At 56.5% G+C, this 24,753-nt stretch carries 33 protein-coding genes and 1 tRNA gene; 17 read left to right on the top strand and 17 right to left on the bottom strand.

Annotated features, from left to right (window positions below; translation table 11 throughout):
- Positions 1 to 302: 302 nt before the first annotated feature.
- Positions 303 to 533, top strand: a complete 231-nt coding sequence (locus ACR0NJ_RS11885; protein WP_480817337.1) for an HGGxSTG domain-containing protein — start codon at positions 303 to 305, stop codon at positions 531 to 533.
- Here ACR0NJ_RS11885 and ACR0NJ_RS11880 read toward each other — a convergent pair.
- The gene (locus tag ACR0NJ_RS11880; RefSeq protein WP_480817336.1) at positions 527 to 1,006 is read right to left on the bottom strand and encodes a hypothetical protein; all 480 of its coding nucleotides are present in this window, start codon (positions 1,004 to 1,006) and stop codon (positions 527 to 529) included. The two genes, ACR0NJ_RS11885 and ACR0NJ_RS11880, sit on opposite strands and share 7 nt — an antisense overlap.
- Complete coding sequence (locus tag ACR0NJ_RS11875) at positions 999 to 1,382, bottom strand: hypothetical protein (protein WP_480817335.1); 384 nt, start codon at positions 1,380 to 1,382, stop codon at positions 999 to 1,001. Before ACR0NJ_RS11875 ends, ACR0NJ_RS11880 begins: the two co-directional genes overlap by 8 nt.
- Positions 1,383 to 1,721: 339 nt before the next feature.
- Here ACR0NJ_RS11875 and ACR0NJ_RS11870 point away from each other — a divergent pair, with 339 nt between their 5' ends.
- The 3 genes from ACR0NJ_RS11870 to ACR0NJ_RS11860 all read left to right on the top strand — a co-directional run bounded on the left by ACR0NJ_RS11870 (position 1,722) and on the right by ACR0NJ_RS11860 (position 4,329).
- Positions 1,722 to 2,393, top strand: a complete 672-nt coding sequence (locus ACR0NJ_RS11870) for a hypothetical protein (protein ID WP_480817334.1) — start codon at positions 1,722 to 1,724, stop codon at positions 2,391 to 2,393.
- Between the two features lie 296 nt (positions 2,394 to 2,689).
- The gene (locus ACR0NJ_RS11865) at positions 2,690 to 3,382 is read left to right on the top strand and encodes a hypothetical protein (RefSeq protein WP_480817333.1); all 693 of its coding nucleotides are present in this window, start codon (positions 2,690 to 2,692) and stop codon (positions 3,380 to 3,382) included.
- A gap of 167 nt (positions 3,383 to 3,549) precedes the next feature.
- Positions 3,550 to 4,329, top strand: coding sequence for a DUF3800 domain-containing protein (locus ACR0NJ_RS11860; protein WP_480817332.1), 780 nt, complete (start codon positions 3,550 to 3,552; stop codon positions 4,327 to 4,329).
- Positions 4,330 to 4,593: 264 nt separating this feature from the next.
- Here ACR0NJ_RS11860 and ACR0NJ_RS11855 read toward each other — a convergent pair whose 3' ends face one another.
- Positions 4,594 to 4,857, bottom strand: a complete 264-nt coding sequence (locus tag ACR0NJ_RS11855; RefSeq protein WP_480817331.1) for a helix-turn-helix transcriptional regulator — start codon at positions 4,855 to 4,857, stop codon at positions 4,594 to 4,596.
- A 56-nt stretch (positions 4,858 to 4,913) separates the two neighbouring features.
- On the opposite strand from ACR0NJ_RS11855, the gene ACR0NJ_RS11850 reads away from it, so the two are divergent.
- Genes ACR0NJ_RS11850 through ACR0NJ_RS11840 form a run of 3 tightly spaced genes read left to right on the top strand, consistent with a single transcriptional unit; the run spans position 4,914 to position 5,952 of the window.
- Positions 4,914 to 5,156: a hypothetical protein gene (locus ACR0NJ_RS11850; protein WP_480817330.1), complete on the top strand. Its 243-nt coding sequence runs from the start codon at positions 4,914 to 4,916 to the stop codon at positions 5,154 to 5,156.
- Complete coding sequence (locus tag ACR0NJ_RS11845) at positions 5,153 to 5,401, top strand: hypothetical protein (protein ID WP_480817329.1); 249 nt, start codon at positions 5,153 to 5,155, stop codon at positions 5,399 to 5,401. The genes ACR0NJ_RS11850 and ACR0NJ_RS11845 overlap by 4 nt, the downstream gene beginning before the upstream one ends.
- A 59-nt stretch (positions 5,402 to 5,460) precedes the next feature.
- A complete protein-coding gene (locus ACR0NJ_RS11840; protein ID WP_480817328.1) occupies positions 5,461 to 5,952 on the top strand; it encodes a hypothetical protein in 492 nt (163 codons plus the stop codon).
- A 144-nt stretch (positions 5,953 to 6,096) separates the two neighbouring features.
- On the opposite strand, the gene ACR0NJ_RS11835 is transcribed toward ACR0NJ_RS11840, so the two are convergent.
- Positions 6,097 to 7,116, bottom strand: a complete 1,020-nt coding sequence (locus ACR0NJ_RS11835) for an adenylate/guanylate cyclase domain-containing protein (RefSeq protein ID WP_480817327.1) — start codon at positions 7,114 to 7,116, stop codon at positions 6,097 to 6,099.
- A 315-nt stretch (positions 7,117 to 7,431) separates the two neighbouring features.
- Between ACR0NJ_RS11835 and ACR0NJ_RS11830 the strand changes: the two genes are divergently transcribed.
- Complete coding sequence (locus ACR0NJ_RS11830) at positions 7,432 to 8,235, top strand: alpha/beta hydrolase family protein (RefSeq protein WP_480817326.1); 804 nt, start codon at positions 7,432 to 7,434, stop codon at positions 8,233 to 8,235.
- A gap of 329 nt (positions 8,236 to 8,564) precedes the next feature.
- On the opposite strand, the gene ACR0NJ_RS11825 is transcribed toward ACR0NJ_RS11830, so the two are convergent.
- A tRNA-Thr gene (locus ACR0NJ_RS11825) sits at positions 8,565 to 8,640 on the bottom strand.
- 177 nt (positions 8,641 to 8,817) lie between these two features.
- Here ACR0NJ_RS11825 and ACR0NJ_RS11820 point away from each other — a divergent pair.
- Positions 8,818 to 9,693 carry a hypothetical protein gene (locus ACR0NJ_RS11820; RefSeq protein ID WP_480817325.1) on the top strand — a complete coding sequence of 292 codons (876 nt, stop codon included), beginning with the start codon at positions 8,818 to 8,820 and terminating at the stop codon, positions 9,691 to 9,693.
- A gap of 15 nt (positions 9,694 to 9,708) precedes the next feature.
- On the opposite strand, the gene ACR0NJ_RS11815 is transcribed toward ACR0NJ_RS11820, so the two are convergent.
- Positions 9,709 to 9,975 carry a DUF2312 domain-containing protein gene (locus ACR0NJ_RS11815; RefSeq protein WP_170530827.1) on the bottom strand — a complete coding sequence of 89 codons (267 nt, stop codon included), beginning with the start codon at positions 9,973 to 9,975 and terminating at the stop codon, positions 9,709 to 9,711.
- A 164-nt stretch (positions 9,976 to 10,139) separates the two neighbouring features.
- Here ACR0NJ_RS11815 and ACR0NJ_RS11810 point away from each other — a divergent pair, with 164 nt between their 5' ends.
- The gene (locus ACR0NJ_RS11810; RefSeq protein ID WP_480617237.1) at positions 10,140 to 10,358 is read left to right on the top strand and encodes a hypothetical protein; all 219 of its coding nucleotides are present in this window, start codon (positions 10,140 to 10,142) and stop codon (positions 10,356 to 10,358) included.
- Positions 10,359 to 10,367: 9 nt separating this feature from the next.
- On the opposite strand, the gene ACR0NJ_RS11805 is transcribed toward ACR0NJ_RS11810, so the two are convergent.
- Positions 10,368 to 10,583 carry a hypothetical protein gene (locus tag ACR0NJ_RS11805; RefSeq protein ID WP_480817324.1) on the bottom strand — a complete coding sequence of 72 codons (216 nt, stop codon included), beginning with the start codon at positions 10,581 to 10,583 and terminating at the stop codon, positions 10,368 to 10,370.
- A 384-nt stretch (positions 10,584 to 10,967) separates the two neighbouring features.
- On the opposite strand from ACR0NJ_RS11805, the gene ACR0NJ_RS11800 reads away from it, so the two are divergent.
- The 3 genes from ACR0NJ_RS11800 to ACR0NJ_RS11790 are packed head-to-tail and all read left to right on the top strand — an operon-like array spanning position 10,968 to position 12,268.
- Positions 10,968 to 11,396, top strand: a complete 429-nt coding sequence (locus tag ACR0NJ_RS11800) for a YeeE/YedE family protein (RefSeq protein WP_480817323.1) — start codon at positions 10,968 to 10,970, stop codon at positions 11,394 to 11,396.
- Entirely contained in the window at positions 11,396 to 11,827 is a 432-nt protein-coding gene (locus tag ACR0NJ_RS11795) for a DUF6691 family protein (RefSeq protein WP_480817322.1), read from the top strand. The genes ACR0NJ_RS11800 and ACR0NJ_RS11795 overlap by 1 nt, the downstream gene beginning before the upstream one ends.
- Positions 11,828 to 11,836: 9 nt before the next feature.
- On the top strand, positions 11,837 to 12,268 hold the full coding sequence (locus tag ACR0NJ_RS11790; protein WP_480817321.1) for a protein tyrosine phosphatase family protein: 432 nt from the start codon (positions 11,837 to 11,839) through the stop codon (positions 12,266 to 12,268).
- 6 nt (positions 12,269 to 12,274) lie between these two features.
- Here ACR0NJ_RS11790 and ACR0NJ_RS11785 read toward each other — a convergent pair whose 3' ends face one another.
- From ACR0NJ_RS11785 to ACR0NJ_RS11765, 5 genes are all read right to left on the bottom strand, one after another.
- Complete coding sequence (locus ACR0NJ_RS11785) at positions 12,275 to 13,369, bottom strand: FliM/FliN family flagellar motor switch protein (protein ID WP_480817320.1); 1,095 nt, start codon at positions 13,367 to 13,369, stop codon at positions 12,275 to 12,277.
- A gap of 78 nt (positions 13,370 to 13,447) precedes the next feature.
- Complete coding sequence (locus ACR0NJ_RS11780) at positions 13,448 to 16,126, bottom strand: ATP-binding protein (protein ID WP_480817319.1); 2,679 nt, start codon at positions 16,124 to 16,126, stop codon at positions 13,448 to 13,450.
- Complete coding sequence (locus tag ACR0NJ_RS11775; RefSeq protein ID WP_480817318.1) at positions 16,126 to 16,434, bottom strand: hypothetical protein; 309 nt, start codon at positions 16,432 to 16,434, stop codon at positions 16,126 to 16,128. Before ACR0NJ_RS11775 ends, ACR0NJ_RS11780 begins: the two co-directional genes overlap by 1 nt.
- The gene (locus ACR0NJ_RS11770; RefSeq protein ID WP_480817317.1) at positions 16,431 to 16,811 is read right to left on the bottom strand and encodes a response regulator transcription factor; all 381 of its coding nucleotides are present in this window, start codon (positions 16,809 to 16,811) and stop codon (positions 16,431 to 16,433) included. Before ACR0NJ_RS11770 ends, ACR0NJ_RS11775 begins: the two co-directional genes overlap by 4 nt.
- 77 nt (positions 16,812 to 16,888) lie before the next feature.
- Positions 16,889 to 18,184: a helix-turn-helix domain-containing protein gene (locus ACR0NJ_RS11765; RefSeq protein ID WP_480817316.1), complete on the bottom strand. Its 1,296-nt coding sequence runs from the start codon at positions 18,182 to 18,184 to the stop codon at positions 16,889 to 16,891.
- 226 nt (positions 18,185 to 18,410) lie between these two features.
- Between ACR0NJ_RS11765 and ACR0NJ_RS11760 the strand changes: the two genes are divergently transcribed.
- The 4 genes from ACR0NJ_RS11760 (at position 18,411) to aat (ending at position 21,629) form a co-directional block, all read left to right on the top strand.
- Entirely contained in the window at positions 18,411 to 18,947 is a 537-nt protein-coding gene (locus ACR0NJ_RS11760) for a LuxR C-terminal-related transcriptional regulator (protein WP_480817315.1), read from the top strand.
- Positions 18,948 to 19,097: 150 nt separating this feature from the next.
- Positions 19,098 to 19,595: an acetyl-CoA carboxylase biotin carboxyl carrier protein gene (gene accB / locus ACR0NJ_RS11755; protein WP_480817314.1), complete on the top strand. Its 498-nt coding sequence runs from the start codon at positions 19,098 to 19,100 to the stop codon at positions 19,593 to 19,595.
- A gap of 9 nt (positions 19,596 to 19,604) precedes the next feature.
- Entirely contained in the window at positions 19,605 to 20,954 is a 1,350-nt protein-coding gene (accC, locus tag ACR0NJ_RS11750) for an acetyl-CoA carboxylase biotin carboxylase subunit (RefSeq protein WP_480817313.1), read from the top strand.
- Positions 20,955 to 20,996: 42 nt separating this feature from the next.
- A complete protein-coding gene (gene aat, locus ACR0NJ_RS11745; RefSeq protein ID WP_480817312.1) occupies positions 20,997 to 21,629 on the top strand; it encodes a leucyl/phenylalanyl-tRNA--protein transferase in 633 nt (210 codons plus the stop codon).
- Here aat and ACR0NJ_RS11740 read toward each other — a convergent pair.
- The 5 genes from ACR0NJ_RS11740 to clpX form a co-directional block, all read right to left on the bottom strand.
- Complete coding sequence (locus ACR0NJ_RS11740; protein WP_480817311.1) at positions 21,584 to 21,952, bottom strand: DUF2155 domain-containing protein; 369 nt, start codon at positions 21,950 to 21,952, stop codon at positions 21,584 to 21,586. The genes aat and ACR0NJ_RS11740 overlap by 46 nt on opposite strands.
- Complete coding sequence (gene mlaD / locus ACR0NJ_RS11735; protein ID WP_480817310.1) at positions 21,949 to 22,401, bottom strand: outer membrane lipid asymmetry maintenance protein MlaD; 453 nt, start codon at positions 22,399 to 22,401, stop codon at positions 21,949 to 21,951. The genes ACR0NJ_RS11740 and mlaD overlap by 4 nt, the downstream gene beginning before the upstream one ends.
- A gap of 12 nt (positions 22,402 to 22,413) precedes the next feature.
- Positions 22,414 to 22,797, bottom strand: a complete 384-nt coding sequence (locus tag ACR0NJ_RS11730; RefSeq protein WP_480617217.1) for an NADH:ubiquinone oxidoreductase subunit NDUFA12 — start codon at positions 22,795 to 22,797, stop codon at positions 22,414 to 22,416.
- 79 nt (positions 22,798 to 22,876) lie between these two features.
- Entirely contained in the window at positions 22,877 to 23,239 is a 363-nt protein-coding gene (locus ACR0NJ_RS11725) for a RidA family protein (RefSeq protein WP_480817309.1), read from the bottom strand.
- 200 nt (positions 23,240 to 23,439) lie between these two features.
- Positions 23,440 to 24,705: an ATP-dependent Clp protease ATP-binding subunit ClpX gene (gene clpX / locus ACR0NJ_RS11720; RefSeq protein ID WP_480817308.1), complete on the bottom strand. Its 1,266-nt coding sequence runs from the start codon at positions 24,703 to 24,705 to the stop codon at positions 23,440 to 23,442.
- Positions 24,706 to 24,753: the final 48 nt, after the last annotated feature.

Raw genomic sequence — 24,753 nt, 5'->3', positions numbered from 1 at the left:
ACAGGGGCAATCCCCGGCGCTGCAGCAGGCGTGTTCGCAGGGAATACTGCTACCAGCTTATTGTACCCATACCAGCAAGAATGAGGGTGCCTCCAACGAGTACAACGGGAAAGCCTATGAAAATAGCCATGTTCCCCTCGCCACGGTTCCAGTGTGCAAGTGCAGACTTGGCGCAGAACACCACGCAGTAGGCAATCAGAATGCCTGCGGCCACTTCTAAAGCTAACGAGGGTTCGGCTGGGGTCATGGCATCAATCTAAGTACCCAAGCGCACAACGTCCAGATTTCCAAGGAGGTTGGTCATGAAAGCCAATATTTGCGGAGCCAAGACAAAGAACGGTGCTTGCATGGCCACACCCCTCGCAGGCAAGACCCGCTGCCGCCTGCATGGCGGGCTATCGACCGGCGCAAAAACAGCAGAAGGCCGCAAGCGTATCTCAGAGGCAAATATCGCCCTTTGGGCTGAGCGCAACCGTTTGATTGCGCTGGCGCGGCAATGGAGTGATCAAAGATTGAAGTCGACCAATTATTGATTCTGGACTTTCAGAACCTCGGCCCGCAACGCCTTTTCCACGTTGGCTCGTCCAGCACCTCGGGTGTAATTGCTGCCCATGATTTGATCCACGGCGTCATCAAAGCTAACTCTGCCATCGGCGACTTCGTGTGCGTAGACACCAATCTTTTGTTGTTGGTCTCTGGACACTTTGTAGTCAGTAATGCCTAACTCTACTCCGACTTCGCCACCTTTTACTATTGTGTTGCTTATTGCACCGCCAATACCGGGGGAACTCGTCACTCCTGTCGCGCGGTGTTTCGCAATGGCTGCCCCAGCTTCCAGAAATGCCTCGATGAACGGTTTAGAGTTCTCCAATAAACGCAAGAAACCGCTTTCGCTACGTGTGTCCATGCGATTGATATCTTGATCGCTAGGGGCTGCCACGCCGCCAGTTGCGGCAAACACAATTAGTGCACAGGAAGATAAGAGGAGTTTAGAGGACTTAGGCATTTGCCTGACTCCTTGCGATTATGTTTTGCAGGAACTTGTACCCGTCTTGCTCTATAATCGGCAGCGCGAACTTCTTTGCATGCGAGTAATCATGGTAGCGAATAGGTAAGTCGGTAGCCTCTTCATCGAGTAAGAACTCGGCAGCCTGCATGCCGGATTTTCGGCAATCTCCAAGTGATTTGTTGATTACTTGGGTTTCGGTGAGACCCCTGGAACCGCTCATATGTGCGCCAGCTGATTCCGATAAGCAATCTGCGTAAATTCTTAACGCAGAGTCAAAGTTTCCGGCAGAAGGAGGAGATTTTGCGACTGAACTATCCAACGTGGAATTGCATGCCGCGAGCGAAAAAAAGAACAACAACGGAAGAAACTTCACGCTAACCTCTAAACTCAAAGAAACATGCGTACCATCATACTCTTATTGGCTCGAAAATCAATGATTGTGGAACGGTAGATAAGGTTCGCGCAGGACGATTCCCGAGGCTGGCACTGCGCCTATTGCGGCAACCTCATGCCCGAATGGAAGCGCATCGACGCCAAGTATTGCAAGGAAGGCTGCCGCAAGATGGCGGCGCGGAAACGGCGTCTAAAGTAGAGCGAAATAGACAATCGGCCTTTCCACAAAGATGGAAAGCAACAAGCTTTGAAGACTTACTGATATTGAATAACATCCGACTGCCAGTGAGAGTTTTGTTTGGTACGAGGGAGATTGATTGTGTTTAAGGCAGTAACTTGTATTGGGGTCGTAGTTTCGGCTTCCATTAGTCCATTTGTGGTGTCTGCTCAGACAACTGGTGCCGACTGCGTGACAATTGAGCACGACATTGCACGACTCGAGTGTTTTGATAACGCATTTTCGAACAAGGTTCCGGTGGCAAGTTCGATAAGCCCCTACAATGCTTATGTGGAATTTATTCAATTCTCTCCGCTGTCCTCTGGAATATCTACCAACGGGGTAGGACAAGTTAGTGCCAGCGTTGGAGCCAAAGCCACAAATGTGTACGCAGATGAGAATAATTATTGCAATGCGTACATTCTTGATGGCGGATTCCGGCCTGGGTTTTACCACGGCACATTTCTTTTGGAATACAATGCGTACTCCATCGATTTATCGAAGGTGCAAAGCTACCAACTAGACAGCCGGGTCAACGGGTTCGCTATTTCAATGCAGCGTGATGAAAGCATCGGCTTCGAAGCCAACCAGTTTGAAGGAATTGGCGGCGATACATTAACTATGTTTGGACAACCGGTCGGTCAGCAGACCCAAAACTCCAAGTCATTGGAGCTCAGGACAATGTTAGTACCCTTTGTCCTTGAACCGGAGGACGTACCAAAGGGGGCAGAATATTTTTCGCAGTGGATAGATGCATGCACCGGCAACAACTAAGTTCAAAATTCAAGACAGGTTGCTATATTTGGCCGCACAGGCCCCAAATATGCCCGTCAGGCGCGTTTAGCCGGTTCCGACAACTCGGCAACGGCGGTTAACACCGGTAAATACCGGCTCGGCCAGAATGTCACCGCTTCCTCTTAATACGGTGGATTTACAGGGGCTGGGCGCGAAACATCGGGGGACAAGTTCGGTAGGAAACACCTCATCACGGTCTGAATCTCTTTATTTCATTTCCCATTTGTGTTCTTGCTTTTCTGGCAATCAATCTTGTTATCAAGTTAGGAGTTTGTATGTGGTTTCGATTTTTTGCTTTGCCTCCAAAGTTGGTTTTTTTTCGACAGGTATTGCCTAGTTTCATTGCACTGCTGCTTTGCCACTCGGCTTTTGCTATGCCGAGCTGTCAACTTTCAGGTGAGTATAACTCTTGGTCCTATTTCATGTACCCATTGGGTTCATCCGACTCCACTGAAACAATGAAAGAGCGTGTTGTTTTGGTCTTGGATGCAACCAACACTGGAACGAACTTAGAGCACGAAGGTGTGCCAGGGTTTTCAAAATCTGGTCGGCTCTACACATCTTCCCGAGGGTGGGAAACTGTAGTCTATACATTACCCATCCCGCTAAAGTTCGCGTCTGATAAGCCCGTTTTTCAGAATAGTGCGTGGAGACAAGCGCTCGCTTCAACCAAAATAACTATGACTTTTGAACTTTCTGATGGCCGGGGATTCCGCGATAGCGGCTTCAATTCTCATGATGTCAAGCTTGGCATTGATATCACTGGACTGGCTAAATCCAGCGATTCCATCACGATTTCAGGAGTTTCAGACGACGGGTTATTAAGATTTTCGGAAACTTTCGAAATGAGAGATGTGGTTGAGTCACTTAATCGTATTCAGGCGATAAGTGAGAAGTATGTAAACGACCTTGTGCGGCACCGCTCATGCAAAAACAAAGATGGGGCGGTGCGTGTACTAATTGAGTGACAAGCCTCGCGTACTGGGCGGTTATGATCCAGCTATCCAGTCTAAACGTTCGTCCTGACTAGGGATACCGGTGTGCCCTAAGCAAACGGGGCGCACCAACCACAAGCTCGCCCAAAAACACCGATTGCGATGTTGACCACATACCTCTAGGTCGGCATGTTTTTTTCATGCATAGAATGTACTTAGACGAGCACGGCGTGGACAAGATGACACGTCTGGATTTAGAAAAAAATCGTTTCCTTAGCTTGACCGGCGTTGTCATGAAGATCGAACACGCCAGAGACTATCTTGTTCCAGCCTTCAATCGAATAAAGGCAGAGGTGTTCAACGAGGACCCAGATGCTCCAATTTGTTTCCACCGCTCGGACATCAGGCAATGTAAGGGACCATTCGAGTGCTTAAAGTATCCGGAAGTACGGTCGAAGTTTGATGCCCAAATTCTTCGAGTTTTCTTAGACGCAGATTACACAGTAATAACTGTTTTGGTCGACAAGCAGGAACTTGAGCTAAAGAACCACTGGGAACGTACGCACCCATATCACGTGTTGATGGAAGTCATTGTCGAAAAGTGTGCTCAGTTATTGAAACGCAAGCGCAGTACCGGTGACATAATGCCCGAGGCTAGGTCAAAAGGCCAAGACAAGGCGCTTCAAGCCGAGTTGCTTCACTTCAAAACTAACGGCACTCGGTTTGCTCCGAAGGAATTGATACAGGAACACATACCATCTTCAAATCTCAAGTTTCGAACCAAAAAGGATAATGTTGCGGGTCTTCAACTGTGCGACCTACTTGCGCATCCATCGCACTATACGATCCGACACAATATGGGCCATGAAGTTATTAAGGCCCCTTTTGCGTCTAAAGTTTCTGAAATTCTAAGCAAACAAAAGTACGACAGGTCAGCCTACGGAAAAATTTGGGGTTATGGCGCGAAGCACATACCGTAAAGACTAGAGGGGAGCGCAAGCGCTCCCCCCGATGGATTATGTACCGTCAACTACCGACCGCTTTCGCATCGGGTTAACTAACAGCTAATAGTTCTGGAACTATTTGTCAAGAGAATCAGTCTGTTATCCGAAGTGGTGCACGCAAATTCATGAATTAAAACCCTTTTTCTGCGCGCGTACCAGACGGTGCATAAAATCAATCCTTATGCAGAATTTAGCCGTCACAGATGTGTACACTTACTGACTAAATTGGCGAAAACTCGTTCAGTCAATGACTTGGGATTTTAGAACCACCCCAACCCCATTGGCCGTATCGCCTTCGTCTAGGAACTGGATTCCTTGAGCTTCGAAGGCAGCGCGGATCGCCTTGGCCGTTTCCTTTCTGCCTCCCAATGGACCGTCTTTTGTTTCTAGGCGGGCTATCGTGGGGTAAGACACTCCCGAACGCTCAGCCAAATCAACCTGAGACCAAGCCAGCAGTGCCCTTGCGGCTTTGATTTGCCTAATTGATAGAATTTCTATTGACATTCTTGCTGCTCGTTATGATATGATTTCTATCAATACCATAACCGGAGGACATAGCAATGCAAGAACAACGCGCCAGCGCGAACGGAGAAGTATTATCTTATCCCAAGAAGGGCTGCACTCGTGCCGAACTGCAGCAAGAGGCCTTAATCGTTGAATGCTTACTGGACGCGTCTATCGCGTTGCGCAGCAGCGTTGATGGGCAAGAAGACATGGTGGAAGTCCTGACCATTGCGCAGGAGCGGGCTCACAAGCTCAACGTCGCGCTGGATTCAGTGAACGAACCGGAGTTGGTATCATGAACGACACACACGAAATCTACGACACGAAAATTCCCCGTTCAGCCGAACGTAACTGCTACGACATCTTCAACCTGTGTCGGGTTGGGATTGCTGCCAGCGACTCGGCGTTGAACATCGACCTGGTAAACAAGGGTGGCTACGACGCTCTGCTCGAAGCCATCGCGGAACTAGCCGCTGATGCAATTGACCGCTTGGAGACTGCCCAATATCAGCAGAAAGGAGGAACAGACGATAAGGCAGCTTGATCCAACTTCATTTTCGGGCGCGGCATTTCCTGCGCCCGTTTTCATGTTTGAGATTTGATATGAGCTATTGCACCGTCAACCGGCACTGGTCGGACCAGTTCCTGCCTGAGATAAAACGTATCATCGGCAGCCACATCCTACAGGCCGCGCCTGATCCTTTGGACCACTTTCAGGCGACCGACCTGTTGATGCTGGACGCCAAAGACATGCGTATTGCAGCCAGGGTCCGACGCTATGGGTTCGCAGAAAGATACCCGCACCAGTTCACCATCAGAGCCAAGCTGCCAACGGGTGCAGAGACTGAGCTATCCAAGATAGTGAATGGCCACGGAGACTGGATGTTCTACGGCCATGCAGGGCCGGACGGGCAGCTTATCGATAGCTGGTGGCTGATTGACCTACGGGCGTTCAGAGCGGCGCTGATACGGCACAGAACGACAGGGGCGCATCTTCTGATGGGCGATAAGCGGAACGCGGATGGGACGTGCTTCATGTGGTTCGACATACGGTCGTTTCCGAAGGAGCCACCGTTGGTTGTGGCGCGAGGTTGAACCGCAAGTCGATTGCTATCATGGGCCGTTGCTGCGCCACCAATACCTGCGATTTCTTGGTTGGACGAATAGTCAATAGCTGTCTTCGCGCAGTCTCCGTCGCCACCCTTAACACCCTCAATCGAGTTGTTTTCCACATCACGATTAGTTACTCGGACGCTGGCCATCTCTCAACTGATTTTGTGGAACCGTGATCCAGCAGTAGTGGCGGCTGGCGTCCTTGTAATCGCAATCGGTATACCCATTTCCAGCCTCGTCGAACCAATTTATGGGAATTGTGAAACTATTCCAGCCAAAGCGCTGAGTAGGACAGACTATGTACAAGGTTCCTCTGATAGGCGACTTTTTGCTTCGGGTTCCTTCTGTGTGCCAGTCGGGATGAAACGGATCGCCGACATCGCATATCATTGGGTCTGGAGTCGTCTCAAAAGGAAGTGAGGTAGGAATTACGCTCGCTGCGCTTCCTTCCAGTGAATGAGCGCCGGGGGGCGCATCCTGATCTACGGTGTTCAATCCCGATTGAAACATCCACCACCACGTTCCCCCAAAAACAACTGTTAGACAAATCACAACCACAGTGGCGAAGGTACGCCAACGAACTTCGTTGAAAGCGCGATGGTTCACATTAACGATCATGCCGGAATGTTGGGGATCTGTCAGAACTTTGTAGGCTCGGATTGGACGTTGGATATTCTTGACGCGAACATCCCCGAGCGGCGCGTATCCTACATCTAGGATAGACCTCATTTGGTCGTATGCCGTTCCTGAGATACATATCCCACCCGGCTCAGCCAATTGTTCTAGTCGAGCAGCAACATTGACCCCGTCACCAAAAATATCCCCCTGATCCCATACAATGTCGCCCAAGTTGACGCCTATTCGATATCGGATACGCTGATCTTCTGAGGTTGCCGCTTCCCGTTCTGCGAGTGCTTTTTGAATTGCAACTGCGCATTGCACTGCCTCTACAACGGACGGGAATTCAGCTAGTATTCCGTCTCCCATGTCTTTGACTATTCGACCACGACTATCGTTGATGGCCGGGCTTATGATTTCAGTTCTGTAGATTTTTAGACGCTTTAGCGTGCCAATCTCGTCGGCTTCCATCAGTCTCGAAAACTCGACCATGTCTGCCACGAATATTGCACTCAATTTGCGTTCCACTGGGACCTCTTGCACCGTGATTCTCAAAAATAACAATACACTCCATAGGATTGAACGAGTAAGATACTTGATTGATCCTCCACCTGAGGGGTTCCATCTATTTTTCTTTGGAAACTTGCAGAAAGGACTCGAAAGGCAGTCAGGTGGATATTAAGAAACCGCCAAACAAGACTAGGTAAGACGCAATACTTCTCATTTGATGATTTCGTCTGGTTGTATGCTCGCAGCCCTAGGTGGGTGTTTTTAGAGTGTCATTTTGACAATCGAACCACACACATTCTACTGTGTCACAACCAATTTGTTGAAACGCATATCATGAGAGCTGTACTCTATACTGCGATATTCACGCTTCTTCTAAACGCAGCGGCACTGTCAGAGACTCGGCCAAGCCGCAATTGCGCCGAAGAAGATATGTTGACCTACGTCAAAGGGGACCGGGAGTGCATTGCAATCCAAGTCGTAGGAAGAGTCGCTCCGGCGAACACATTGATTGTGTTCTTGCATGGGGATGTATCAAGGGGCGGTCCGGCGGATTACTTTGCTAAGGACGGCACAGCAGCGAAGGTAGACACAGCTCGTGTCGTGACCGTTAACATGATCCGTTTGGGATACTATACCTCAGACAATAGGTTTAGTTCAGGGACAAACAACAGACGACGAGACAACACAACGAGGTCTCACAATAGGGCCATCGCAGCAGCCGTGCAGCGCCTGAAGGATCATTACCGCGCTGAGAAGGTCGTAATGGTGGGGCACTCTGCGGGTGCCCTAACGATTGGAGCGATAATTGGGCAAAACCATGGTTTGGTAGACCACGCGATACTCGTATCGTGCCTTTGTGATACACAATGGTGGGCGCGCCACCTTGGGCGCTCTGGCAGCGAGCGCCGCCAGAATCCCATGAAGTTCGCAAAGCGTGTTCAAGCTTCTACCTCAGTAACTGCAATCACGGGCGCTGACGACGATATCACGCCCATCGCCACGGCCCGCAGATATATAGCGGCCTTGCAACAACACGGGATTGAAGCGAAATTAGTCTCGGTTCCCGGCGCGGGACATAACTTTGTTGGAGACCTGCGGCGTGCCACGATTTCGCAAACAAGAATTGCTGTGAAATAAAGTCTGGGCATGGATTCACACAGCAATTCTTGAGGCGCTACAAAGGGTCAAAATCAAGCCACCATGTCCCCCATATGTCCCCTAGAACAACGAAAACGCGTCACGATCACCTAAGTGGGTGACACGGAGCATCGCCTATCTAATAGATTTCTATTAGGAAACAGTGGTGAGCCGTGCAGGAATCGAACCTGCGGTTTCCTAAGGCGAACGTAGATGGACGCACATAAAACAATTAGAGCATCATCATCTAATTAGGTGGTTAATAGGGTGGATAGAAACGCCTATAACAAGGCTAACTGCCTGAATAATTGAAATTTTTTGGAAAAGACTGGTGCCCCCACACGGACTCGAACCGCGGACCTACTGATTACAAATCAGTTGCTCTACCAGCTGAGCTATAGGGGCGCTGTGGGTCGATTACTGTCTCTGGCGCGGGACTGCAAGCCACATTTTTCGCTCGACCTCAGAGATTGTTCGGATTTCTGAAAACCCGGGAACATTCCGAAACCCGGACCGTGGCATTTACGGGCCGGCAAACAGGCTGTAACACACGCGACAGGACGTCAGGGCGCAGGGATTACAATGCAGGTCGTTATTCACGCCGGTGCGGCTTTTACCGATCACGGGCAATTGTTGGGGTCTCTTTTGGCGAACAGGCCTGGTCTGGCGGATCGGGGCCTTGCGGTGCTGGGCCCGCGTCCCTGCAGGCAGTTCGTGAAAGAAATGTCGGACGCTCAAGTGCAGGACAGACCGTTTGTAGAGGCTCAGGAAACTCTGCGGGGTATCCTGCCCGACGGCGAGGCGATCCGCCGTGTGGTTCTGTCCAGTGACAAGTTTTTTGGCCCCAGAAGAACCGCGTTGCAGCAGGGGCAGATTTATCCCTTTGCCGGGCATCGCACGGCATACACGGCGCAACTGCTTGGGGACTGTGACATCGAGCTTTTTGTGGGCCTGATGAACCCCGGCAGTTTTATCCCCAAAGTGCTAATGTCGCTGCACGAGACACAGCGAGAGGCAATCCTGCACAGTACCGACCTGAGTTGCCTTAACTGGCTCAGCATGATCGAAGATCTGCAGGACCTGGCCCCCGATGTGCAGCTAACGCTGTGGGAAAACGAGGACACGCCTCTGATCTGGGGCGACATCCTGCGCGCTATGGCCGATCTGCCCGAGGATGTTGCGCTGAAGGACGAACACGCGCTACTGGCTTCGCTTCTGACGGAAACCGGTAAGAAACAGCTTCTGCAGCTTATCCGGGAAGAGACAGCCCAGCATCCCCGCGACCGCAGGGAAAAGCTGGAAACCATCTTTGAAGAGCACGCCCTGCCCGATCAGATCGAAGAAGAACTGCACCTTCCAGGTTGGAGCGCTGACGTGGTCGAGGCGTTTTCGGAACTGTACCAGCAGGATCTGGCGAAAATCAGGGCGATGCCGAATATTCGGTTCTTGCAACCTTAGCCCGCCTCTGGGGCCTTACATGCCCAGCGCTTCCTTATACATCTCGAGCACAGCTTCTTCTTCGGCAATGTCGTCCTTATCACGCTTGCGCAACGCAATGACCTTGCGCATGACTTTGGTGTCGTAGCCGCGCGCCTTGGCCTCGGCCATAACCTCTTTCTGCTGCTCGGCGAGGTCTTTCTTTTCCGCGTCCAGCCGCTCGAACCGTTCGATGAACTGGCGCAACTCGCCTGCTGTTACCCGGTAATTTGCGGTGGCCTGATCTTCGGTCATGTCTTCCATATGCGTCTCTCCCAAGGGCTGAAATCTGATGCTGTGACAGCGGGCAATATGCCGGATACATCGCAGCCGCGCGGGTCGCAAGCACGCAATCCGGGCGGCGGGCTTGTACCGGCCAACCTGATCCGTTAAGCGCGGGGGAAATCGGCAGAGAATTGTGGGGAACCATGTTCGAATTCATCACCTGGGGCGGGGCAGCCCTGTCTCTGGCCGGGCTTGCCGGTTTGATCTGGTGCATCCTGCGCGTAATGAAAGCGCGCAAGGCCGGTTTGTCGGATGATGAACTGAGAGCTGCCGTTCAGGGCGTTCTGCCCTGGAACCTGGCGTCTTTGTTTTTGTCGGTGATCGGGCTGATGCTGGTCATCCTCGGGATATCCTTCGGATGACCGTTTGACTTAAATCGGCAAGTTGTCGAACTGCGCTTCCATTGCGTCCTCACACAATGCCGCATCCAACCGACGCAGGCGCGACGGGATGTGAATGCCCTGCTGACGCATGCGATCCACAACCTTGCTAAAGCTCGGCTGCAAGGCCAGACGCGTATCAAGGCAGGCGTCCTGAAGCTTTTGTTCCAGCTGCTCGGCTTCGGAATAGAGATTTGTGTGTGCCATATTCCATCCTCCCACGATGTCTCACTATGACAGATATATGTAACGAGAATAAGACCCGAAGGGGTTCACTTTACGTTGTGCGGAAAATTGCCGGGCATTTCGGCTTTTTCGGCAATCTGGCGCGGTTTGGCTAAAGTTTAAGCAAGTTTAACATGGGTTTCCTTGACAAGCGTCAAAGTGGCTCTGCTTATTGCAATGCATTCCGCTTTCTATATGTGTACTGTCGTGAGGCCAAGCGACCCTGACATTCAACGGGATCACGTTAGTATTCCGCACGGCCTTCCGATGCTCGCTGGGTTCCACCGTGCAGTGGGGTTCGTGCGTCAAATGTATGCCCATGCTGCAGGAAGCGAACGCTGATGAAAGAAAAGGGAACTATCTGACATGAACACAGCTTGGATGTGGGGAGCGCTCGGCGGGTTGCTGATTGGCCTTGGGGCGGCAGTTTACCTTTTGGGCAATGGTCGGATCATGGGGGCCAGTGGAATTCTGGGCAGTCTTGTCGACAGAACCGACCCGTCGCGCAACGCGGAACGTCTGGTCTTTTTGGTCGGCGTTATTGGGACGCCCCTGCTGCTGGGCCCTTTGGTTGCACCGCAGGCCGAAACCCACCTGACCACCAATCTGGGGCTTGTGATCATCGCGGGGCTGTGTGTTGGCATCGGCACCCGTGTTGCGAATGGATGCACTTCGGGACATGGGGTCTGTGGTATCTCGCGGTTTTCCCTGCGCGGGATCGCTGCCACACTCGTCTATATCGCCGCCGGAGTGATGACAGTGGCCTTGCTGCGTCATGTGTCGGGGGTGATCTGATGCGGTTTTTCATCTCGCTGATTGCCGGGTGTTTGTTTGGTGCGGGGCTTTTAATCTCGGGTATGACCGACACCACCAAGGTGCAGGGATGGCTGGACATCTTCGGGAACTGGGACCCGACCCTGGCCTTTGTGATGGGCGGTGCCATTCTACCAATGCTGGTCGCCTGGAGGCTGACCGCAGGGCGCAGCCCGCTAACCGGTGGGCAGTTTCCCACACAGGCCAAGCCGGAACTGGATCGCAGGCTGATTGTCGGGTCGGCTCTGTTCGGGATCGGCTGGGGCTTGTCGGGTCTGTGCCCCGGGCCCGCGATTGCGTCGCTAAGCTATGGCGGACTTGGCGGGATCGTATTTCTGGCCGCAATGATCGCGGGAATGTTGCTGGCCCAGCCTATGGGCGCGCGGCTAGACAGGGTCCGAAACGCGACATAAGGATTTGTCATGGAGATTCGACCAATAACCCCCCGCTACGCCGTTTCACCGCAAATCACCGTTGATGATGTGCCAGCCATCGCCGAGGCCGGCTTCGTCAAGGTCATCTGCAACCGGCCCAATACCGAGGTCCCCGCAGACATGCAGTCGGATGCGATCGGGGACGCGGTGCGCGCGGCGGGCCTGGAATACGAAGTGCTGGAATTGACGCATCAGACCATGACGCCCGAGAACGTAGCGCGGCAACGGGATATGGCCGAACGCTGTGGCGGGCCGGTTCTGGCCTATTGCGCCTCGGGCACCAGATGCTCGGTCGTGTGGGCGCTGGGGCAGTGTGACCGGATGAGCACTGATGACATCCTGACCGCGACCACCAACGCAGGCTATCAATTGGAAAACCTGCGCCCTGCGCTGGATCAGATACGCAAATCGACAGACTGACCAAACTTAGCCCTCGGGGCCGGTCAGGCCTGCCAGTTGCGAGATTTCGGCGGCAAGCTTGTCTGACTCAACCAGACCCAAATCGCCCGGCGGTTCGTTCAAGCCCGTGGGTGCCGCCTCAATGGCGTAGCCGGGGTCATCCAGAGTATCCGGAATCAGGTCAGGCGCATCGCAGATTTCCGACTGGCGCGCACCCGACCTGCTTTCGATAAAGCTCTGATCTTCGGTCAACTCGGGTACCGGTGCCTGCTCATTCAAGCGAACCGCGCGCATGCCGCCGCATTGGCCAAGCCGTCCAACCCCGGCGCGTGTCCTGTCGATAGTCAGGATTTCTGTGCGGTCAAGCCGGGCCCCGGTCAGCGTCAGCACCTCACCCACTGTCAAGCCAGACAACCCGCCCAAGGGAAGCGTGACCCTGCACAGGATGGCGTTCAACTCGGCCCGGACTACGCCAGACGCTTGTTCAAGACTTGGCCCAGCGTTAAGCGGACTGTCTTCCCCCGCCTCTGAGTCGCTCGGGCGCACCGGCAGCAGAACCGCGATCTGCCCTTGCCGCAACCCGCCTGCTAGATCGACGGTTAACTCAAAGGCACGGTAGCTCTCATCGGCCAGAGCCAGAGACAAGGAGCGCAAATCCGAAGCACGGGACGAGAATTCATGGCCCGACAAGCTGCTTTGGTCCACCGCAGCCTCTACCAACACAGACGCGCGTTTCAGTGCGTCCTCGATCAAAGGGCCTACCATCGCAGCGTCGGTGTCCGTGAACGGGCGAACGGCAACAGCGCCAGGCATCACCTCACCTATGGTCTGCATCTGGACAATGGCGGACACGGCAGCGGGGTCGAGGCATACAGCAGCAAGCCCTTCGGACCCGCTGAACGTCAACAACAACCAATCTTCGCCAACAATCCCAATCAGGTCACAGGGCGCGCGTTGACCCTGCTTCGCCCCAATCACGGCCAGAGGCAGGTTCAGCCGGTCCCCCGCAGCCCGCGCAAAACCCAACCTCAAGGCGCGTGGAACCGAATGCGCGCCCTCGGCGGGACCATCCCGCCCTGCGGAGAGTTTTCGTTCCAAAGCTGCGTTGACGGGCCGTGCCATATATTTGGCTCACTCAAAGGTCCAAGGGTCACCTATTGGTCTACCGCACCAAAGGTTACAAAGTCCTTTAGACACACATCATTGCGCGGCCTGCCGATAGGCCAGCGGAAGACTGACGCGGAAGGCAGCGCCTCCCTGCCCCGGCAGATAGCTGATCTCGCCCCCAAGGCGGTGCATGATCTCGCGGCAGATGGCCAAGCCCAGCCCCGCCCCACCCGCTTTGTCGACGCCCACACGCGCGAATTTCTCGAATACCAGCGATTGGGCTTCGGGCGGTATGCCGCTGCCATTATCCATGAAATCGACCACCACCTGCCCCCCCACATCATGGGCCGAGATGGTCAGCACCGGATCTTCCGCATCGCAGTACTTTTGCGCGTTCGAGATCAGATTGATGAACACCTGCCCCAGTCGGTCCAGATCGGTGTGCAGCGCAATCCGTTCCGAGGCCTTGCTGCGTTGCACCCTCAGTGTCTGATCGGACCCGGCCAGAGCGCTGGACAATGCCCGGTCCAGAACGTAGCGCAGACTGTCATCACCCACGTTCAGGTTGACCCGCCCACTTTCCAGAACGCTCAGGTCCAGCAAATCATCCAATAACCGCGTCAAACGCAGGGCTTCGTCATGGATAATGGCGGCATAACGTGTCTGATCCTCACCGCTTAAGCCCCTTGTATCGCGCATGATTTCGGAAAAAGCGCGGATCGAGGTCATGGGCGTCCGCAACTCATGACTGACCTGACTGAGAAAACTGTCCTTCTGTTCGGACATCTGGGTCAACTTGGTATTTGCCTCGCGCAGCTTGCGCGCGGTGCGGCTAAGCTCTGCGGATTTCACCTCAAGCTGGCCGGAATATTCCAGAAGCTGGGCCGATTCATCCGCAACAGCCAGCAGGTCTTCGACCGAAACGGACGAGCCGCCCACGATCTGCCCGATCATCGCATGTGCGGTGGCCGCACCGACCGAACCGCTTAGCTCGCGTTCAAGACGTTCCAAAAAGCCCGGAGTGGGCTCTGGCAGGTGCGTCCTGCCGCCCTGCTGCTCGACCTCGGCCCGAAAGAACTCTTGCGCCGGACCGGTGCCCAGAATCCGCTGGGTCATGATCATCAGGTCTTCGCTTTGCGCCACCGATCCGGTCCATCCGCGCAACGCGACCGAGTGGTCGAACACATTGACGAACTGGGCGCCCTGCAACCGCTCCAGCGGGCTGGGAAAACTCAGCAGAGAGGCGACACAGAACGCGACGGTGTTCAGCGACATGGACCACATGACCGTATGCACCATCGGGTCTATCCCTTCGATGCCGAACAGGGCATGCGGGCGCAGCCAGCCAATGCCGAACGGGCCGTTCTGCAACACCGATTCAGGCATCCAACTGCTCCCCATGCCCGGCAGCAACAGAGTGTAAATCCAAAGAACGAAACCGACCGTCAGGCCGACCAGCGCGCCGGTTCGCGTGGCCCCGCGCCAGAACAGCCCGCCGACCAAAGCGGGCAGGATCTGCGAAATCCCGGCAAAGGCGATCAGCCCGATCGAGGCCAGCGCCGCGCCACCGCCCGACAGGCTATAGTAGAAATAGCCCAGCGCCATGATGACCGCGATGGAAACCCGGCGCGCCATCAGAACGATGTTGCGTACGTCACCCGACACTGACCCCGAGCCTTCCTGCGTGCTCAGCCAGATCGGCATGACCACGTGGTTCGACACCATGATCGACAGCGCCATCGCCGTCACGATCACCATCGACGTGGCCGAGGAAAACCCGCCGATAAAGGACAGCATGGCAAGCCATTCATTGCCTTGCGACAATGGCACCGTCAGTACAAACAGATCCGGGTTCGAACCTGCGGGCAACAGGTCCAGCCCGACCACGGCGATCGGGATCACAAACAGGCTCATCAACAGTAAATACAGCGGAAAGGCCCATGCGGCGGTTCTTAGATGCCCTTCGTCATCATTCTCGACCACCATGACCTGAAACATGCGCGGCAGGCAGACAAAGGCGGCAGCTGAAAGGAAGACCAGCGTGGTCCAACGCCCGGCATCCACGTTCCACTGTCCGATTTCCGACGCGTCGATGCGGTCCAGCATCGGTCCTACACCGCCGGCCACACCCCAGACCACAAAAGCACCAACGGCCAGCAGGGCGAACAGCTTGACCACCGCCTCCAAAGCGATTGCGGTGACGACGCCGTGATGCCGTTCATTTGCGTCCAGATTGCGGGTCCCGAACAGAATCGCGAAAACCGCCAAGCCTGCCGCCACCCAGAATACGCTGGACCCTTCGCGATAGAGACCGGTCGGATCGGCCTCGGCAAAGATCGAGAAGGACAGCGTGATCGACTGCAACTGCAGCGCGATGTAGGGCGTGCCACCCAGTACCGCCAGAATGGTCACACACACGGCCAGCGTGTTCGACTTGCCATAGCGCGACGACAGCAGGTCAGCGATTGAAGTCACGCGCTGGCTGCGCCCGACCCGGACCAGCTTGCGCAGGCCCCACCACCAACTGACCATGACCAGCGTCGGCCCCAGATAGATCGTGACAAATTCCAGCCCGGATCGTGCGGCACTTCCGACCGCTCCGTAAAAGGTCCAGGCGGTACAATAAATCGACAGGGAAAGCGTGTAGAACAGAGGCGACCGAAGCCATTTTCCGCGTCTGCCCGTGGCCAGCTTGTCAGCGGCAAACGCCACCCCGAACAGCAAAACGACATAGCCCAGACAAACCAGTATCAGGACATTCAGCGTGGCCATCAGTCTGCGTCCGCATCCGCGTCATCGCGCGCCCCGAACCGCCGGGCGGCAAAGCCGAAGACCAACCCAAGAATGATCAGCAACGCCCAGCAGAAGAAAATATACATCATCGCCGCGGACAGGGGCATCCCGGCACCTTCGGCCTGATTATCTGGCCACAGCAAGGGGATGGCCAGCATCGCCGCCCCCAAAAACGGCAGCAGCCGGGCGGCATCCGTCAGCCTTCGGCGGCGATAGCTTTGCCGTTCCAGAAACAGAGCAGGCCTTTGCCCTGAAGGCGTACGACCTGTGCCCCCTCCCCCGGTCATAACCGCGAGGCCTGAGCATGCAGATCGCGCACGGCGGTCAGCACCTCGGCATTGGAAAACGGTTTGGTCATGAACCGGCTGACCCCGGCGTTTTCAGCCATCTGGCGGTCGCGGGATTGACCGCGCGCCGTGAGCATTAGCACCGGCAATCCCTGCAAGTCTTCCAAATCCCGCAGGTCGCGCAGGATGTCCATGCCGCTTTTGCCCGGCAACATGACGTCCAGAATAACCAGATCAGGCCGCGCGTTCTGGATGACCTGCACCGCATCCGCCCCATCGCCATGCGTTTCCACCTGCCACCCTTCACGAGTCAGCAGAAAGCGGATGGCCTCGGCAATGTTGGGCTCATCTTCTATCAGCAGAACCTTTCGGCTCATATTTTCTGTTCCTCCCAAAGCCGATCGCGCAATTTGCCATCCGCCTCAGTCAGATTAAGCGTTCTGTCAGGAAACTGTCAAAAGCCTTCGCTTAGAATCGAAGGCTCGCGGCGCGAGGCACAGTCCGCGCTTGGGCACACACGGCAACCGGGACCCACCTGCGCCGTTGCGTTTGACCCCGTATGGCCCTCGGGCACGGGCTGCACCATCATGATTGAGCGGTAGACCGGCTCAAGGTCGTGCCCGGGACGGGATTGGGGCCAGGCAAATGCGAAACAGTCAAACTCGGCTGCGGTGCGCCCTGTTTGCAAAACCCGCTTGCGAATCGGAACCAGGGGCCGATTCAGGGCTGCGTACAGTGGCCATAACGGGCAAGCATCCCCATGGCGAGGAACCGAAAACCCCGGAATTGTTTTCAGGAACAAAACACTGCCTGAAGCGTCACACAAAACCAATCCCACCGGGCGGGCCAGAGCGCCTTCGGGCAACGAGGCCAGACGCCGCAAAACCGTCGCCAGATCAACCGAGAATTCAACGGCGAGTGCCATCGGGTCGGGGTCGGACCCGCCCAAAGCAGCCGTCAGCGCATCCAGAGGCATGACCTGCGCATCCGCCGCGTAAGTCCGAAGCGCATCCTCGGCAACGGCGCGGGCGGCGGTCGTGCCCAAAACATCCAGCGCAATCGACGACCAATCACCATTTGCCTCGATTTCGGGAAAGTGATGCCCCTGTGCGCCCCAAAAGGCCTCGACCTCTTCCAACGGCACGCCGCGTGGATCGGCGGCCGAGTCACTTTCATCCAGATATGTGACCAGCGCTTTGGAACTGTCGGCAAGGCGTTCGGCATCCTGATGCAGGTTCTTGTGAAACCGATCCTGCCATTCCGCATCAATGTCCTGCGTGTCCGCAAGAATGGCAGCGGTCGACCGGATGGCAGCCGCAGTCGACAACACCTCATGCATGGACGCTGCCAATTGAGGGTCGTGCGTCAGCCGGTCCGACAGGGTCGCAACCGTGCGCTCCAACGAGACGACGCGGCGGTGCATATGGGCCAGAACGCCAGCCCAGCCAGGGAAGCGGCCCGCAAACTCCTCTAACCCATCTACCTCGGCCTGTTGGCCTACCGCATCGACCGCCGCTTCGCGAAGGGCCGAAATCAGCGTCGCTTCGATCCCCTGCGTCAGATGAGACGGCTCGACTGACAGCGCCCCGGCGATATCGACCAGCAACTTGCCCCCGATCCGGCGGCGGTTGTGTTCGATCAAGTTCAAATACGACGCCGAGATTCCGACCTGCCGCGCAAGTTCGGCCTGCCGCAGACCTGCGATCTGCCTGCGTTCCCGTATCCGGCTTCCGGTCAGCGCACTTGGCATCTGCAATTCCTTTCGCCTTGGGCCGATCTGGTATTACACCTTGGAATTTTCACGACTGCCCTGCCTTTTCTATAAGTTATCGCACAGTTTTCAATCAAAGTTTACATTCTTTACAAAAGAGCGGGCCTCGAACCACCCAATAGCCTTATCGGTCTCCTTCCGCCGCGTTGAACAAGATTTCCGATCGCCCCTTCATTTCCGCCCCGTTTCCCGGCACGATAAATAGATGAGCGACCCCGCATTCGAATACGCCCCGATTGGGCTGGTGGAACTGGAAAACCGGATTATCCGGCGCTGTAACCTGCAGTTTGCCCGGACCTTCGGTGGCGAGGAAGCCGAATATCGCAACATGCCGCTGCTGCACCTCTACCCCTCGGTCGCGGATTGGGAGAGGATCGGCCAACGCGGCTTGCGCGCGCTGCAGGACACCGGATACTATACCGACGAACGGGTCATGCGCCGCCGTAACGGAGACCTGTTCTGGTGCCGGGCACGCGGCCGATCCCTTACGCCCGATGACCCGTTCCGGCACGGTATCTGGAGCTTCTCGGACATCTCGGAAGAACGCCCACTGGTCGAATTGACCGTGCGCGAACGTGAAGTGGCGATCCTGTCCTGCCGGGGTCTGTCGGCCAAGGAAATCGGCGTTGAACTGGGGCTCAGCTACCGCACGATCGAGGCCTACCGCGCCCGGCTTCTGGAAAAATTCGGAGCCCGGAAATTGCCGGAACTGGTGGCAAAACTGTCGGGCATGCCGCTTTAACCCGTCCGGCGGGTGGTAAACTGTCTGAAACCCAGTTTGCCAAGCCCAGACTGCGCTTTTCATGGCCGCGCGCATAGCTTATAACGCCGCGTAATCAGACCAAAGCCCGCGAAGGACAGACGGGCCAAAGGGGAACCGTCGAGGACACTCATGACAGATACCAAACACGAAGCGGATGTGGCGTTCATCAAGGCACTGGCCGAGTTGCTGCGCGAAAACGACCTGACCGAGTTGCAGGTCAAGCGTGAATATGGTGAGGAAGACAGCCTGAACGTCCGCGTCAGCCGCATGTCGCAAACCGTGGCCGCCCCGGTTCAGGTCGCTGTTCCCGCCGCCGCACCTGCCCCGGCCCCCGTAGCCGCCCCGGCTGCCCCGGCTGAAGCCCCTGCCGCCGTCGATGATCCGGCCAGCCATCCGGGTGCCGTGACCTCGCCCATGGTTGGCACCGTGTACATGCAGCCGGAACCCGGCGCGCCCTCGTTCATCTCGGTCGGTGCATCCGTGTCCGAAGGCGAGACGCTGCTGATCGTCGAAGCGATGAAAACCATGAACCACATCCACGCACCCAAATCGGGCACCATCAAGCGCATTCTCGTGGGCGACGGCGATGCTGTGGAATTCGGCACCCCTCTGGTCATCATCGAGTAAGGCGGGCGGATGTTCGATAAAATCCTGATTGCCAACCGAGGTGAGATCGCCCTGCGCGTCATCCGTGCCGCGCGTGAGATGGGGATCAAGACGGTCGCCGTGCATTCCACCGCCGACAGCGACGCGATGCATGTGCGCATGGCCGACGAATCGGTCTGCATCGGCCCCCCTCCCAGCCCGCAGAGCTATCTGTCGGTTCCCGCCATCATCTCGGCCTGCGAAATCACCGGCGCACAAGCGATCCATCCCGGCTATGGCTTCCTGTCCGAGAATGCCGAGTTTGTGCAGATCGTCGAAGACCACGGCATCACCTTCATCGGCCCCACCGCTGAACATATCCGCGTGATGGGCGACAAGATCACCGCCAAGGACACGATGAAAGCGCTGGGTGTGCCTTGTGTTCCCGGCTCGGACGGTGGCGTTCCCACGCTGGCCGACGCCAAGCGGATCGGCGAAGAATTCGGCTATCCCGTCATCATCAAGGCCACCGCCGGTGGCGGCGGTCGCGGCATGAAAGTTGCGCAGACCGCTGATGAGATGGAAAGCGCCTTCATGACCGCGCGCGCCGAGGGCAAGGCTGCCTTCGGCAATGACGAGGTCTATATCGAGAAATACCTGACCACGCCGCGCCATATCGAGATTCAGGTCTTTGGCGACGGCAAGGGCAAGGCGGTCCATCTGGGCGAACGCGACTGCTCGCTTCAGCGCCGCCACCAGAAGGTGTTCGAAGAGGCCCCTGGCCCCGCCATCAGCCCCGAAGAGCGCGCCAAGATCGGCAAGATCTGCGCCGATGCCGTGGCCAAGATCAACTATATCGGCGCGGGCACCATCGAGTTCCTCTATGAAAACGGCGAGTTCTATTTCATTGAAATGAACACCCGCCTGCAGGTCGAACACCCCGTCACCGAGGGCATCTTCGGCGTCGATCTGGTGCGCGAACAAATCCGCGTCGCGGCGGGCGAGGATATGTCGTTCGGCCAAGACGACCTCGAAATCAACGGCCACGCCATCGAGGTCCGGATCAACGCCGAAAAATTGCCCAACTTCTCTCCCTGCCCCGGCAAGATCACCGCATATCACGCGCCGGGCGGTCTGGGCGTGCGGATGGATTCGGCGCTTTATGACGGCTATTCGATCCCGCCCTACTATGACTCGCTGATCGCTAAGCTGATCGTGCAAGGCCGCGACCGGGCCGAAGCCTTGGCGCGTCTGGAACGTGCGTTGGGTGAGCTGATCGTGGACGGTATCGACACCACCGTGCCCCTGTTCCACGCCCTTCTGCAGGAGCCCGACCTGCACAGCGGCGACTACAACATCCACTGGCTGGAGCACTGGCTTGCGGAGAACATGGCCGATTAAGACCACAGGGCCGGTGCCTCAGCCGGCCCTCGGGCGTTCCGTATGAGCCTGTCCCCCGAGCTTTTGATGCATGGGTACTCCATCGGCATCTTCCCGATGGCGGAACATCGTGATGACCCGGACCTGTTCTGGGTCGATCCGAAGTTCCGGGGGGTCATTCCGCTGGACGGGTTCCACATCTCACGGAGCCTCGCGCGCCGTATCCGGAACTGCGGGTTCACGATCACCATAGATACCGATTTCATGAGCGTCGTGGATGGCTGTGCTGACCGGGCCGATACCTGGATCAACACCGAACTGCGCGACCTGTATGCGCAACTACACCGTTCGGGCCACGCGCATTCTCTGGAAGTCTGGGAAGCTGACCGGCTGGTGGGCGGTGTGTACGGCGTGGTTCTTGGGGCCGCGTTCTTTGGCGAAAGCATGTTTTCGCGTCGCACCGATGCCTCCAAGATCGCCCTGGCCTATCTGGTCGACCGCCTGCGGCAGACCGGGTTCCAACTGTTCGACACCCAGTTCCTGACAGCCCATCTGGCCACGCTCGGAGCCATCGAGATCCCCCGCAGCCAATACCGGCAAGACCTGGATGAGGCTATCAGCGCCAGCGCCGACTTCTCGGCAACCGTGCCTCAGTCAGCCGAAGGGGTGATACAGCGGATCACCCAGACATCGTAGCGGGAATGGTCCAGCGCGTTCAGCGCCGGAGAGGTTGCGATCATCCAGCCGTCAAACAGCTGATCCGCCTTGCCGGTTTCCCAGACCGTCAGATAGGCAAAGGCATCACCGGTTGGATTGTCCACCGGATACCGGCAATCGCCCAATGCCACATCCAGACCAAAGATAGCCTGCGTCGCGCCGTTCTGCATCTCGACATCGACGGTCTGGCCATTGACCTTGTCCAGACCCCGCAATATCGCGCCGGGGCCTGATTGCACCTTCTGCTGCGCCGCCGCGCCCGTCGCCATCAGCGCCAGAGCAATCAGAGCGCAGCGCATCATTCGTCGCCGCTTCCGGCCACAAATTTGACCAGCAGGGAAATCAGGCTGACCGCGCCCTGCGTGTCCTCGATCTGATCGCCGGGTTCAAAGAAAAACGGTGACCCGCCGGGCATCACCTCGACAAAATTGCCGCCTAGCAGCCCTTCGGACGAGATCACGATGGCGCTGTCATCCGGCACAAGAATACTGTCCGCAATCGAAAAGGTCGTATCGGCGCGATAGGTGTCCGGGTTCAGGCTGACATTGGTCACGGTGCCGATTTTCACACCAGCCAGACGCACGTCAGTGCCAACCCCCACTCCTTCGAGAGAACGGAAAGAGGCGCCCAGTTCATACCCAGCGCTGCTTTGCGAAAGGCCGGTGGACTGGCTGGCATAGACGCCAAACGCGACGGCACACGCCAAGACGGCACCGCCGACAAATACTTCGGTCCAGTTGTGAGTCGACATCGCTTGCCTCGTTTATTCCGGGCTCCAGGCCTCGTAATCTTTGCGCTCAATCGGGTCAGCTCGGCGCAGCGATCCTGCGGGCGCATAGGCCAGTGCAGTGCCGGTCAGGTTCTCCTGATGCGGTTTTTCCCAGGCTTTGTGCTTTAGCGGCTTATCCGTCGGCGGCTCATCCCAGGTCCGGTGCAGCCAGCCATGCCAGTCAGGGTCGATCCGGCTGGCCTCGGCCTCACCATTGAAAATCACCCAGCGCTTGCTGTCATCGGCGGTGCGATAAAAGACATTGCCTTCATCGTCTTCGCCAACCTTGACGCCCTTGCGTGCAGTAAAAATCTGCGTGTTCAGGGTGGCCCCGTTCCACCAGGTCACGGCCCGCAAAAGAGTGTTCACGATTCCCATCATCTGCCTCCGGCGTTTCGGTTGGGTGAAGGTATGGACCAAAGGCTCGCCGAGGTCCAGTGCAACGGGGATGGCTGCGTCACTCCGGCAAAAAGGCGGTCACTTCGATCTCGATCCGATATTTCGGATCAATCAGCCCGCATTCGATCATCGTCGCTGCCGGAGGGTTCTTGCCAAAGGTGTCCGCCAGAATGGGCCAGCAGGGTTCAAATTCGGACCGATCCGGCAACATATACGTGACCCGCACCACATCCGAGAGACTTGCCCCAGCCTCTTTCAGCACCTTTTCGATTATGGCCAAAGCGGATCGGCATTGATCTGTTACCGTATCACCCCGTCCGACTGTCCCGGCCACATGCACCCAACCGCCCGCGACGACAGCCCGGCAATACCCGGCTTTGGCTTCAAATTCGCCACCAGAAGAAATGCGCTTAATTGTCATTAGGCCTCTCTTATGAAATGCGCGTTATTGTGAAAAGCGATCCGCAGGTGCGAGGCTCTGCCTCGCGCTCCGGGATATTTGTGGCCAGATGAAGTCCGGATCCCCTGCTTCTTCTGTTCGAAAATACTTCGGGGGAGTCGCGGCTTGCCGCGGCGGGGGCAGCGCCCCCTACCCGGTCGATGGGATGAAATGACCTGAGTTTAGCCCGCCGAGGCAGATTCCGCAGAGTCCTCGTAGATGATCAAGGGCTGCTTGTCGGACGTTACCGCCTCTTCATTCACCACAACCTCGGTCACGTTTTTCATGCCCGGCAGTTCGAACATCGTATCCAGCAAGATATCTTCGAGGATCGACCGCAACCCGCGCGCGCCGGTTTTGCGTTCAATCGCCTTTTTGGCAATCGACTTCAGCGCGTCGTCGGTAAAGGCCAGTTCGGCGTCTTCCAGCTCGAACAGACGCTGATACTGCTTGACCAGAGCGTTCTTCGGCTTGGTCAGGATCGTGACCAGAGCGTCCTCGTCCAGATCCTCAAGCGTTGCCAGAACCGGCAGACGGCCCACGAATTCAGGGATCAGACCGAATTTCAGCAGGTCTTCGGGTTCGAGATCCTTGAAGATCTCACCCACGCCGCGTTCGTCATTGTCCCGCACATCCGCACCGAAACCCATGGCCGAACCCTTGCCGCGCTGTGCGATGATTTTGTCGAGACCTGCAAACGCGCCGCCGCAGATGAACAGGATGTTGGTGGTGTCCACCTGCAGGAACTCCTGCTGAGGATGCTTGCGGCCACCCTGGGGCGGAACGCTGGCAACGGTGCCTTCCATCAATTTTAGCAGAGCCTGTTGCACGCCTTCACCTGACACATCGCGTGTGATCGAGGGGTTCTCGGACTTGCGCGTGATCTTGTCGACCTCGTCGATATAGACGATGCCGCGCTGCGCGCGTTCGACGTTGTATTCGCTGGCTTGCAGAAGCTTGAGGATGATGTTCTCGACATCCTCCCCAACGTAACCGGCTTCGGTCAACGTGGTCGCATCCGCCATGGTAAACGGCACGTCCAGAATCCGCGCCAGCGTCTGCGCCAGCAACGTCTTACCGCAGCCGGTCGGGCCGATCAGCAGGATGTTCGACTTGGCCAGTTCAATATCGCTGCCCGCTTTTTGGGCATGGTTCAGACGCTTGTAGTGGTTGTGCACCGCAACCGACAGAACCCGCTTGGCGGTGGCCTGACCGATCACATAATCGTCCAGAACCTCGCAGATATCCTTGGGCGTCGGCACACCGTCCGAAGACTTGAGACCGCTGGCCTTGGTCTCTTCCCGGATGATATCCATGCACAGTTCGACACATTCATCGCAGATGAACACGGTGGGTCCCGCGATCAGCTTGCGGACCTCGTGCTGGCTTTTGCCGCAGAAGCTGCAGTAGAGCGTGTTCTTGCCGTCGCCGCCTGAATTCGTCGCCATGATCTACCTTTCGGGCTCCATCCTCAGCCGCCCGAAACCGGGCCGCTT

It is taken from the genome of Ruegeria sp. F11, from assembly GCF_056533855.1.
This window is presented reverse-complemented; position numbering and strand designations above follow the sequence as displayed.